Raw genomic sequence first — 10,980 nt, forward strand, 5'->3', positions numbered from 1 at the left:
TGGTTCACGTATAAACAGGCCGAGGCCGCAGGCGGGCAGGTGCGCAAGGGCGAGAAAAGCGCCACCGTGGTCAAATACGGTACCATCGCCCGCGAAGATGAGACCAGCGGTGACGAACGCCAGGTCCCGTTTCTCAAAAGCTACCGCGTGTTCAATGCCGATCAGATCGACGGACTGCCGGAGAAATTCACCGCGTCTGCGGTAGAACCCGCGCGCGATCTGGGCACCAAACCCGATGCGGGGCTGGACGCGTTTTTTGCCGCCACCAGCGCCGAGATCCGCCATAGCGCCGAGGCGCAGGCCTATTATGACCGGCGTGCCGACGTCATCCACATGCCAGACGTCGCGACCTTCCACTCTGCTGGGGCCTATTATGCCACCTTGGCGCATGAGGCCTGCCATTGGAGCGGCCATGTATCCCGTCTGGACCGTTTCAGCCGGTTCACCGACCGCAAGGCCTACGCGTTCGAGGAGTTGATCGCGGAAATCGGCAATTGCATGCTCTGCAGCCAATTGGGCCTGATGCCGGATTTTGGCCAGTCCGCCGCCTATGTCGAAGGCTGGCTACGCGCGCTCAAGGATGACAAGCGGATGATCTTCAAGGCTGCGACCGAGGCGCAAAAGGCGGCAGATTATCTCATCGAAGTGTCCGGCGGGCAGGCAGCCGGGCGCATAGATGCGGCCTGGAGGCGCACGGCTCACCATGCCCCGGCCGCGTCAGTCAGGCTGTCGCGGTAGCATTCATAAAGAAATTGTGAAATCCTCAACCTTCAGGCGCGTTTCGCGTCAAGTCGAAGCCTTCGGCGCCCAATCAAACTCAAATGAGAAAGGGATGCATGTCACAGCCAGGCCTATCCGAACCATTTATCGCCGACGCCGGCATCGAGGCCCTGCCGCCGCCCGAGGGCCCGACCCAAATCATCGCGACCGATTACGAGATCGGCCGGGACAATATCGAAGGGGTCAAGCCGGTTGCGTTCGACATCCACAACCCGGTTTTCATGATCTCCGGCGTCGCAGTAGTAGTCTTCACTGCGGCGACGCTGCTGTTTCCCTCGGTCCTGGGGCCGTTCTTCGGCGGGTTGCGCGACGTCGTCACCAGCAATTTCGACTGGTTCTTTCTGTTCGCGGGCAACATCTTCGTGCTGCTGTGTCTGGGCCTGATCCTTTCGCCGCTGGGCTCGGTCCGGCTGGGCGGCCCAGAGGCGACTCCGGACTTTACCCTGACGGGCTGGTTTTCCATGCTGTTCGCCGCCGGCATGGGCATCGGGTTGATGTTCTATGGCGTCAGTGAGCCGCTGGGCCATTTCACCGCCGCTCTGGGCGGGCCGGTGGTCGAAAACGGCGTGCGCACCGACTGGTCCCCGCTGGAGGGCGCGCCGGGGGACGAACTGGGCGCGCGGCGGCTGGCGATGGCCGCGACGATCTTTCACTGGGGCCTGCATCCTTGGGCGATCTACGCGGTGGTTGCGTTGGCCCTGGCGCTGTTTGCCTATAACAAGGGGCTGCCGCTGACCTTGCGCTCGGTCTTTTATCCCATCCTGGGCGAGCGGGTCTGGGGCTGGCCGGGCCATGTGGTGGACGTGCTGGCGGTGATGGCGACACTGTTCGGACTGGCCACCTCGTTGGGGATCGGGGCCGAGCAGGCAACGGCTGGCTTCCATTTCCTGTTCGGCTGGAGCACCGCGCTGACCGCCAAAATCGTGCTGATCGTCATCATTACCGGCGTCGCCACTGCCTCGGTCGTGCTGGGTGTCGAAAAGGGCGTCAAGCGACTTTCGGAAATCAACATGGTGCTGGCCATCCTGCTGCTATTTTTCGTGATCCTGACCGGGCCGACCTGGCAGATCCTGAAAGGATTTTTCGGCAACCTGGTCGCTTACGGGGCCAACATCCTGCCGCTGTCCAACCCGTTCGGGCGGACCGACGACAACTTTCGCCACGGCTGGACGGCGTTTTACTGGGCTTGGTGGATCAGCTGGTCGCCCTTTGTCGGCATGTTCATCGCCCGCGTGTCGCGCGGGCGCACCGTGCGGCAGTTTCTGACCGCGGTGCTGATCGTGCCCTCGCTGATCTCGGTGCTGTGGATGACAGCCTTCGGCGGCACCGCGATTTCCGAGACGCTAGCCGGCTTCTCTGGCGTGACCGATGCGGCGCTGGAACTGCAGCTGTTCCAGATGCTGTCGCAACTGCCGCTGACCGCGATCTCCAGCTTCATCGGCATCGTGCTGGTCATCGTGTTCTTCGTCACCTCATCGGATTCCGGCTCGCTGGTGATCGACACTATCGCGGCGGGCGGCAAAATTCACGCCCCGGTGGCGCAGCGCATCTTCTGGTGCAGCTTCGAGGGACTGGTCGCCATTGCGCTGCTGCTGGGCGGGGGGCTGACGGCCCTTCAGGCCATGGCGGTCTCGTCCGGGCTGCCCTTCACGCTGGTGCTGCTGGGTGCGTGCTGGGCCATCGTCAAGGGATTGCGGGCCGAGAAGCGGGAACTAGCCTGAACCTTGACCGGGCCGGGCGGTCATGCCCGGCCCGGATTGCACTTGTCGTGCCCGCCGGGACAAGACATGTAGGACCGGCTTGGCAACCCGAGGTAATTGGTCACCTGTCCCTGGGGGGACGGTGGCGGTCACAGCCCCATGAAGTCGGGTCGCTCCGCGCGCAGGCGCGCCAGCGTTTCCTCGATCCGCGTCAAATGCCGGGTCATTTCGGCCGTCGCCATCTCGGCGTCACGCGCCTGCAGCCCGTCAAGGATCGATTTGTGCTCCCGCATGGCGTTCTCCGCGTTGTACGACAGCGTCAGCCACCTTGCCCGATCCATGTGGCCCTTGTTGTCCTTGATCAGATTCCAGACAAACTCCAACTGCGCGCCCGCGCAGATATCGTGGTGAAACTGATCGTCCAGCGCGTGGAAGGCGGCGCGGTCGTCGGCGGCGACCGCCGCGGCCTGTCGGGCGATCACATCTCCAAGCGCTTCGTGCTGATCGACGGTTAATCGGGTCGTTGCGGCACGGATGCAGGCGATTTCAAGAGCAAGCCGAATAAAGAAAGCCTGTCTGATCGCTACTTCCGAAATGGGCGTGACGATCGTCGCCCGCTGCGGCCGGATATTTATGAAACCCAGCTGCGACAAGCGATAGAACGCGTCCCGCACCGGTTGACGCGACACCCCCATCTGAGCCGCGACCTCAGCCTCGGACAGCTTGGCGCCGGGCTTCAGCGTCAGATCGACCACGCGCTCGTATAACGCATCATACACCTGATCGGTTACGGTTCGCTGCCGCATGTCGTCCAGCGAAGGCAAAGCGGCATCGACTTGTGGCATGACGGTTCCATCGGTTGACGACATTGTCAGACTAGCATATTAGATGACTAGAAGTGAAGCAAGGCGATTCGGGGAGGAAACGCGGATGCCGCTTTTGCAGGAAGATCGGCTTTTCCCGACGGACCCTGTGACGCGCGCTATGGCGCGTGAGCTTTACGATCTGATCCGTGATCTGCCGATCATCAGCCCTCATGGTCACACCGACCCGCGCTGGTATGCCGAGGATGCGGCGTTTCCAGACCCCGCGCAGTTGATTGTCACGCCGGATCACTATGTTTTTCGCATGTTGGCGTCGCAGGGGGTGGCCCTGGCCGAACTGGGGGTTCCGCGCACCGATGGCGGCCCGGTCCAGACGGACGGGCGCAAGATCTGGCGGCTATTTGCCCAGCACTACCATCTATTTGCCGGCACACCGTCCCGGCTGTGGCTGGATCACAGCTTTCAACATGTCTTCGGCATCGAACGTCGGCTGAACGGGCAGTCCGCCGATTGGTATTACGACCATATCGCCGATTGCCTGACCCGTCCCGAATTCCGGCCCCGCGCGCTCTATGAACGTTTCAACATCGAGGTCATTGCCACGACCGAGGCGGCAACGGACGATCTGCGCTGGCACCGGATGATCTGCGACAGCGACTGGGATGGTCGGGTTGTGACCGCCTATCGCCCGGACGGCGTGATAGACCCGGAATTCACGGGCTTTGCCGAGAACGTCGCGATGCTGGGTGAGCAGACGGGTTGCGATACCGCGACCTGGGCGGGGTATCTGGACGCGCATCGCGGGCGCCGCGCCTTTTTCAAGCAGTTCGGCGCGACGTCGACCGACCACGGCCACGCCACCGCCCGGACCGAGGACCTGCCGCAGACCGACGCTGCCGCACTGTTCCACAAGGCCCTGAAGGGCGATTGCACCCCGCATGAGGCTGATACCTTTCGCGCGCATATGTTGACCGAAATGGCCCGGATGAGCCTCGACGACGGTCTGGTGATGCAGATCCATCCGGGATCGCGACGCAACCACAGCGATCAGGTGATGGCGATATTCGGCCGCGACAAGGGCTTCGACATCCCCGGTCGCACCGATTACGTCGCAGCCTTGCGCCCGCTGCTGAATGCGGTGGGAATGCGGTCCGACCTGACGGTGGTGCTGTTCACGCTGGATGAGACATCCTATTCGCGCGAACTTGCGCCGCTGGCCGGGGTCTATCCCGCGTTGCGCCTCGGCCCCGCATGGTGGTTTCACGACAGCGCCGAGGGAATGCGGCGCTTCCGCGAAATGACGACCGAAACCGCCGGGTTCTATAATACCGTCGGCTTCAACGACGACACGCGCGCCTTTTGTTCGATCCCCGCACGGCACGACGTCGCGCGGCGGGTGGATTGCGCATATCTGGCGACGCTGGTCGCGACCGGGCGCCTGACCGAGGAGGAGGCGCCCGATCTGGCCCACGAACTGACATATGGCCTCGCCAAGAAGGCCTATCGACTCTGAGCTTCACAAGGGAGGACAAGATGAAGCTTTTGACCACGACATTCGCCGCACTTCTGTGTTCGGCATCCATCGCCGGTGCCTGCGAGATCACGCTTCGCTCATCCGACACCCATCCCGATGGCTATCCGACCGTCGAAGGTGTCAAGGCGATGGCCGCCGAGGTCCAAGAAAAGACCGGTGGCCGCATCTGCATCGAGGTGTTCCCGTCGTCGCAACTGGGCGAGGAAAAGGACACCATCGAGCAGACCCAGTTCGGGGTGATCGACATGGTGCGCGCGTCCTTCGGGTCGTTTAATGACATCGTGCCGGTGACGCAGACGTTGTCTCTGCCTTATCTGTTCACGTCGCCCGAACATCAGCACGCGGTGCTGGACGGACCCATCGGAGCCGAGATCGCCGAAGATTTCGCCGAACGCGACCTGATCGCGCTGGCATATTACGATGGTGGCGCGCGCAGTTTCTACAACTCGCAGAAGCCCATCCGCACGGTCGATGATCTGAAGGGCATGAAGTTCCGTGTCATGCAGAACGACGTGTTCGTCGACATGATGGCAGCGCTTGGCGCAAACGCCACGCCGATGCCCTATGGCGAGGTCTATTCCTCGATCCAGACGGGGGTGATCGACGGGGCCGAGAATAACTATCCCAGCTATGACAGTTCCGGCCATGCCGAAGTGGCCAAATACTTCACGCTAGACCAACATCTGATGGTTCCCGAGCTGGTTGCAGTGTCCAAGGCAAGCTGGGAAAAGCTGACCCCCGAGGATCAGGAGATCATGCGGACCGCGGCGCGCAATTCGGCCACGCTGCAGCGGCGGCTGTGGGCAGATCAGGAAAAGGCCAGCGAAGAAAAGGTCATCGCCGCCGGAGCCGAGATCGTCAAGGACGTGGATAAAACTGCCTTCATCGAAGCGATGGCGCCGGTCTATGCGAAATACGTTACCACCCCCGAGGCGCAGGATCTGGTGAAGCGCGTCCAGGAAACCCGGTAAATCCGAAAGGCCGTCCCTGTCCGGGCCGGCCATTTTTCATCTGCGGGGGGCAGGATGAAGAACGCTTTGATCCGTTTGGCCGGATTGACCGGAACGATCGCGACGGCGGGTTTGTGGATCGCGGGCCTTGGCCTGATCCTGATGACCGTGTTCGTCTTTGCACAGGTGGTCTGGCGGTATGTGCTGGGCAGCAGCCTGTTCTGGGCCGAACCCGCCAGCATCATGCTGATGGGCTGGTTCATTTTTCTGGGTGCCGCCGTCGGGGTCAAGGAGGGGTATCACCTGTCCTTCGATGTCGGGCTGATGCTGATGCCCAAGGGCTGGCGACCATGGTTCCACACGCTTTCGGATCTGGTCGTTCTCGCCTTCGGCTTCGGCATGGCCTGGTATGGCTGGCAACTGGCCGCACGCGCCGCAAGCGGTGTCGTGCCGGGTCTTGGCATCTCGCGCCTGTGGGATTTCGCCCCGGTGATCGGGGGCGGCGTCCTGCTGGTGCTGTTTTCGTTCGAACGCGTGCTGCGCCGCGCCGCAGGGCTGCGAACCTCGCGCTTTGGCGAGCTGGACGACGCGGCAGACGGCATGCCCGATGGCCTGGCACAGGGCGGGCTGGCCGAAACCATGCTGCACGAACCGCCGCGCAAGGAAAGGTAAGGCGATGGAACTGTGGATACTTTTCGGCAGTTTCACGCTGCTGCTGCTGATCGGCACGCCCGTCGCCTTCTGTCTGGGTGCGTCCAGCTTTTTTACCGTGCTGTATCTGGGGCTGCCGCCGGTGGTAGTGTTCCAGCGTCTGAACAGCGGCATCTCGGTATTTGCGCTGATGGCGATCCCGTTCTTCATCTTTGCAGGCGATTTGATGGTGCGCGGCGATATCGCGCGCAGGCTCGTCGCCTTGGCGGGGTCAATGATCGGGCATCTGCGCGGCGGACTAGGTCAGGTAAATATTGTCGCATCGTTGATGTTTGGCGGCGTGTCGGGCTCGGCTGCTGCCGATGCAAGCGCGGTCGGCGGCCTGATGGTGCCGCAGATGAAGGCGCGAGGCTTCGACGTGGATTATGCCGTCAATATCACGGTCGTCAGCTCGATCATCGCCTTGATGATCCCGCCATCGCACAACATGATCATCTATTCCATCGCGGCGGGGGGGCGGCTGTCGATCGCCGATCTGTTCACTGCGGGCATCATCCCCGGCCTGGTCCTGGCCGCCAGCCTGATGATCGCGACATGGTGGGTGGCAAAGCGGCGCGGCTATCCGACCGAGCCGTTTCCGGGCTTTGCGATGATGTGGCGGCTATTCGTGTCGGCCATGCCGGGACTGATCCTGATCGCGATCATCTTTGGCGGCGTGCGCTCCGGGTGGTTCACCGCGTCGGAATCCTCAAACATCGCTTTAGTCTATGCGCTGCTGGTCACGGTGCTGGTCTATCGCACACTGCCGCTGAGCGAGTTCATCGAGGCAACCAAGGGCGCCGTGCGCACCACTGCGATGGTTCTGCTGGTGATCGGCTGCGCAGCCTGTTTCGGCTGGTTGTTGGCCTATCTGAAGGTTCCGGCGCAGCTTGTCGAAATCCTGCAGAACATATCGTCCAATCCTTTGGTGATCCTGTTGTTGATGAACCTGATCCTGCTGGTTCTGGGCACGTTCATGGACATGTCGCCGCTGATCGTGATCACGACGCCGATCTTTCTGCCCGTCGCGACAGCATTCGGGATCGACCCGGTGCATTTTGGCGTCATCCTGATCCTCAATCTTGGCATCGGACTTTGCACCCCGCCGGTAGGTGCGGTGCTGTTTGTGGGCTGCGCGGTGGGGCGTATCAGCATCTGGCAGGCGATGCGCACCATCTGGCCTTTTTACGGCGCGGCCTTCGTCACGCTGATGATGGTGACTTACGTCCCTGCACTTTCCCTTTGGCTTCCGAGTGTCTTCAAATGAGCGATCCGACCCGAACCGTTCTTGCCCATGCCCCGGAACTGATGGTTGTCCGCTTTGCCTTTGACGCCGGGGACAGCGGCGCCCTGCACAGCCACCCGCACGTGCAATCGACCTATGTCCGCTCAGGTCGTTTTCGCTTTTCTGTCGCCGGGCGCGTGTTCGAGGTCGGACCGGGCGATGCTTTCGTCATTACATCCGATGCCGAGCATGGCTGCGAATGCCTCGAGGCGGGCGAGCTGATCGACAGCTTCACCCCTCGCCGCGACGATTTTCTATGAAAGGAACCCCCATGATCCATGTCGAAACCCGCCACGCGATCCACCCGGACCACGCGAAGGGTATGGATACCGCCGAACTGCGCCGTCATTTCCTGACCGAGGGCATGTTTGCCGATGCGCAGATCCGGCTGGTCTATTCGCATTACGACCGTTTCGTGGTGGGTGCAGCGGTTCCTGCAGGCGGGAATCTGGTGCTGGACCGCATCGCGGAAACCAGAACCGACAGCTTTCTCGAGCGGCGCGAGATGGGCATCGTCAACATCGGCGATGCGGGCGATGTTGCGGCGGCAGGACAGACTTGGAATATGGAAACCGGCGATGTGCTGTATCTGGGCATGGGTTCGGGGGCAGTCACCTTTGGCGGAGGGGGGCGCTTCTACATCGTCTCATGCCCCGCACACCGCGAATTGCCCTGCCGTCTGGTGACGATGGATAATGCCAAGGAAATGCGGACCGGCGCCACAGAAACCAGCAACAAGCGCACGATCCGTCAGTTCATCCACCCGCTGGTCATGGAAAGCTGCCAGCTTGTGCTCGGCTACACCACGCTTGAAGATGGCTCGGTCTGGAATACCATCCCCAGCCATGTCCACGATCGCCGGATGGAGGCGTATCTGTATCACGGCATGAGCCCGCAATCGCGCGTGCTGCACCTGATGGGCGAGCCGCAGGAAACGCGACATCTGTTCGTGGCGAATGAACAGGCGGTGCTGTCGCCGCCCTGGTCGATCCATTCCGGCGCCGGGATCGGGGGTTATACCTTCATCTGGGCCATGGCGGGCGACAATGTCGATTACACCGATATGGACTTCATCCAGCCGGAGGACCTGCGATGAGCCCCTTTTCGCTGGACGGTCAGGTGGCGCTGGTGACCGGCGCCAATACGGGGATCGGTCAGGCCATCGCGGTCGCCATGGCGCAGGCCGGTGCCCAGGTGATCGCGGCGGCCCGCCGCGATTGTGATGAAACGCTGGCGCTTATGGGATCGGGACGCGCCATGCACCTAGACCTGTCCGATCCGATGGCCGCGCGCGACGTGTTCGCGGTGGAGCATGTCGACATCCTCGTGAACAATGCAGGAATCATCCGACGCAGCGCCTCGGTCGATTTCACCGAAGCGGACTGGGACGAGGTGATGGATGTCAATCTGAAAGCCCTGTTCTTCACCTGCCAGGCCTTCGCCCGTGCGGCGCTGCCCCGAGGTCGGGGAAAAATCGTCAACATCGCCTCGCTGCTGTCTTTTCAGGGCGGAATCCGCGTGCCCTCTTATACTGCCGCGAAACATGGCGTGGCGGGCATCACGCGCATCTTAGCGAATGAATGGGCGGCGCAAGGGCTGAATGTTAATGCCATCGCGCCAGGTTATATCGAAACGAACAACACCACTGCCCTGCGCGCCGACCCGGAACGCTCGCGTGCAATCCTTGAGCGGATCCCTGCAGGCCGCTGGGGTCGCGCCGACGATATCGGGCAGGCGGCGGTGTTTCTTTCCGCGCCTGCCGCGAATTACATCAACGGCGCGACCCTCAATGTCGATGGCGGTTGGCTCGCCCGTTAACGAGGGGGACGGCACCCTTTCTTAATCCTCGCCCGCGCACTTCTATAGGCGCGGTTTGAACAAAGATTGCCGTCCGGTCGAAGCTGTTGCCCCGCGTGAGCTACTGATCGATGCTATGCTGGCGTGGCTTGTCCGAGATCCATATCCGATGACGCTGCACCGTCGGACATCCGTTCGGCACGATAAATGCCGGGATTGAAGCACAACACATCTCCTGACAAGGCACCTGCCGAATGTCCCAGCGGAAATGGCGCTGAGCGTCTTCGCTCATTCGTTTTGTGGATCAACATACAGCAAGTTTAGGCTTACGTTGGGGGTCGGGTTTTTTCGGGGGCACCTCAAGCTTACCATAGGAGTTTCAGCGCTCTGCCTAGCAACTGTATCTGTCAGGTCGGATGGTCCGCCCATTTCTGACGGCTTTTGCACACTGCATTTGCGATGGTGACCAGCTTTCTGGCGACGGCGGTGATGATGACCTCGTGGGGTTTACCTGCCTTGCGAAGTCGATCTGCGAAGGATCTCAGGTGGGGGTTGTGGTGTGACGCAACTAGGGCCGCTTGGAACATCACGTATCGGAGGGCACGACGACCACCGGCGATCGCCCGTTTCCCGCGAAGGCCAGGAGCGGCAAGAACGATGCCGTCGATCTGAAAGCGCTTTGAGCTGCAATTCCGCCGCAGTTTGGCGCTGCGGGAATAATTGACCATAAAAGGCCGCCCTCGAGCGACCTTTATAATACTATAAGGATATCTCCCTTGAAGTCGGCCGTTATGATGTTGCCAACTCAATTTGAAATGCGAGACGTCCTCAGCATAGCATGATCCGGGCGGGCGGAGACATCCGCATCGGAGCCGGACCGGACGATGCGGGAAGTTGGCTTCATCGTCGACGCTTCGAGCCCATCACCAACACTCGCTCCGACCGCAGCATGGCGGAGCTCTTCGTTGGTGCAGCGGAAGGCGCGGCACAGTCGGCTGCGACGACTGCTGCTCCGCGGGCGCTGCGGCTCTTTGCGGCCGGTTGACCGCGACCGATGCTTCGAGGCCAATCGCTTAAACGCTGGGCAAGCATGTCCCCGCGCTGCCGAACCGGGATTGTGTGCCGCCTGCCGTCGGTGTCGCGAAGAATGACCTGCCATGTCGCTGAGCAATCAGCTCGATGAGTTGCCAGAGCGGTAATGCATATGTTTCGATGATCCCGCTCAACATGTCGTTCAGTTCAGTTTGCTCTGGTATTTTTTCCAAGGTGATTGTGAGCAACGTTCTGGCTACGCTCCTCTTTTGCGCGCAATCAGGCAGGATTTCCGTCCAGCGTGGCCGCCAGAAATTCGCGGGTGCGGTCCTCGGAAGGATCAGTGAACAGATCTTCGGGAGCGCCCTCTTCGCAGATGCGGCCCTGA

The 10,980-nt window shown here is 61.6% G+C and carries 11 protein-coding genes; 9 read left to right on the forward strand and 2 right to left on the reverse strand.

What is annotated here, in order from left to right:
* Both FN835_RS20235 and FN835_RS20240 read left to right on the forward strand, forming a co-directional pair.
* Positions 1-738 (forward strand): ArdC family protein (locus tag FN835_RS20235; RefSeq protein WP_142665049.1); only part of this gene is annotated, 738 nt, incomplete at its 5' end.
* 98 nt (positions 739-836) lie between these two features.
* Positions 837-2,501 (forward strand): BCCT family transporter, encoded by a 1,665-nt coding sequence (locus tag FN835_RS20240; protein WP_142665050.1) that lies wholly within the window; start codon positions 837-839, stop codon positions 2,499-2,501.
* A 128-nt stretch (positions 2,502-2,629) separates the two neighbouring features.
* Here FN835_RS20240 and FN835_RS20245 read toward each other — a convergent pair whose 3' ends face one another.
* Positions 2,630-3,325 carry a GntR family transcriptional regulator gene (locus tag FN835_RS20245; protein ID WP_142665051.1) on the reverse strand — a complete coding sequence of 232 codons (696 nt, stop codon included), beginning with the start codon at positions 3,323-3,325 and terminating at the stop codon, positions 2,630-2,632.
* A gap of 85 nt (positions 3,326-3,410) precedes the next feature.
* On the opposite strand from FN835_RS20245, the gene uxaC reads away from it, so the two are divergent.
* From uxaC to kduD, 7 genes are read left to right on the forward strand one after another with little or no spacing between them, the layout of a single operon-like run.
* A complete protein-coding gene (uxaC, locus tag FN835_RS20250; protein ID WP_142665052.1) occupies positions 3,411-4,817 on the forward strand; it encodes a glucuronate isomerase in 1,407 nt (468 codons plus the stop codon).
* Between the two features lie 20 nt (positions 4,818-4,837).
* Positions 4,838-5,809, forward strand: coding sequence for a TRAP transporter substrate-binding protein (locus tag FN835_RS20255; protein WP_142665053.1), 972 nt, complete (start codon positions 4,838-4,840; stop codon positions 5,807-5,809).
* Between the two features lie 54 nt (positions 5,810-5,863).
* Positions 5,864-6,460, forward strand: coding sequence for a TRAP transporter small permease (locus tag FN835_RS20260; RefSeq protein WP_142665054.1), 597 nt, complete (start codon positions 5,864-5,866; stop codon positions 6,458-6,460).
* Positions 6,461-6,464: 4 nt separating this feature from the next.
* Positions 6,465-7,745, forward strand: a complete 1,281-nt coding sequence (locus FN835_RS20265) for a TRAP transporter large permease (RefSeq protein WP_142665055.1) — start codon at positions 6,465-6,467, stop codon at positions 7,743-7,745.
* Positions 7,742-8,023, forward strand: a complete 282-nt coding sequence (locus tag FN835_RS20270) for a cupin domain-containing protein (RefSeq protein WP_142665056.1) — start codon at positions 7,742-7,744, stop codon at positions 8,021-8,023. Before FN835_RS20265 ends, FN835_RS20270 begins: the two co-directional genes overlap by 4 nt.
* Positions 8,024-8,034: 11 nt before the next feature.
* The gene (kduI, locus tag FN835_RS20275; protein WP_142665057.1) at positions 8,035-8,859 is read left to right on the forward strand and encodes a 5-dehydro-4-deoxy-D-glucuronate isomerase; all 825 of its coding nucleotides are present in this window, start codon (positions 8,035-8,037) and stop codon (positions 8,857-8,859) included.
* Positions 8,856-9,581 carry a 2-dehydro-3-deoxy-D-gluconate 5-dehydrogenase KduD gene (gene kduD, locus FN835_RS20280; RefSeq protein ID WP_142665058.1) on the forward strand — a complete coding sequence of 242 codons (726 nt, stop codon included), beginning with the start codon at positions 8,856-8,858 and terminating at the stop codon, positions 9,579-9,581. The genes kduI and kduD overlap by 4 nt, the downstream gene beginning before the upstream one ends.
* Before the next feature lie 386 nt (positions 9,582-9,967).
* Here kduD and FN835_RS20285 read toward each other — a convergent pair whose 3' ends face one another.
* The gene (locus FN835_RS20285) at positions 9,968-10,288 is read right to left on the reverse strand and encodes an IS110 family transposase (protein ID WP_142665059.1); all 321 of its coding nucleotides are present in this window, start codon (positions 10,286-10,288) and stop codon (positions 9,968-9,970) included.
* Between the last annotated feature and the right edge of the window lie 692 nt (positions 10,289-10,980).

The organism is Paracoccus laeviglucosivorans, from assembly GCF_900182695.1.
Taxonomy (GTDB): domain Bacteria; phylum Pseudomonadota; class Alphaproteobacteria; order Rhodobacterales; family Rhodobacteraceae; genus Paracoccus; species Paracoccus laeviglucosivorans.

What these genes read in the sequence shown, in the direction of transcription:
- FN835_RS20245 (WP_142665051.1), bottom strand. Translation starts at nt 3,325, where the DNA reads ATGCCACAAGTCGATGCCGCTTTGCCTTCGCTGGACGACATGCGGCAG.
- uxaC (WP_142665052.1), top strand. Translation starts at nt 3,411, where the DNA reads ATGCCGCTTTTGCAGGAAGATCGGCTTTTCCCGACGGACCCTGTGACG.
- FN835_RS20240 (WP_142665050.1), top strand. Translation starts at nt 837, where the DNA reads ATGTCACAGCCAGGCCTATCCGAACCATTTATCGCCGACGCCGGCATC.
- FN835_RS20285 (WP_142665059.1), bottom strand. Translation starts at nt 10,288, where the DNA reads ATGGTCAATTATTCCCGCAGCGCCAAACTGCGGCGGAATTGCAGCTCA.
- FN835_RS20270 (WP_142665056.1), top strand. Translation starts at nt 7,742, where the DNA reads ATGAGCGATCCGACCCGAACCGTTCTTGCCCATGCCCCGGAACTGATG.
- FN835_RS20260 (WP_142665054.1), top strand. Translation starts at nt 5,864, where the DNA reads ATGAAGAACGCTTTGATCCGTTTGGCCGGATTGACCGGAACGATCGCG.
- kduI (WP_142665057.1), top strand. Translation starts at nt 8,035, where the DNA reads ATGATCCATGTCGAAACCCGCCACGCGATCCACCCGGACCACGCGAAG.
- kduD (WP_142665058.1), top strand. Translation starts at nt 8,856, where the DNA reads ATGAGCCCCTTTTCGCTGGACGGTCAGGTGGCGCTGGTGACCGGCGCC.
- FN835_RS20255 (WP_142665053.1), top strand. Translation starts at nt 4,838, where the DNA reads ATGAAGCTTTTGACCACGACATTCGCCGCACTTCTGTGTTCGGCATCC.
- FN835_RS20265 (WP_142665055.1), top strand. Translation starts at nt 6,465, where the DNA reads ATGGAACTGTGGATACTTTTCGGCAGTTTCACGCTGCTGCTGCTGATC.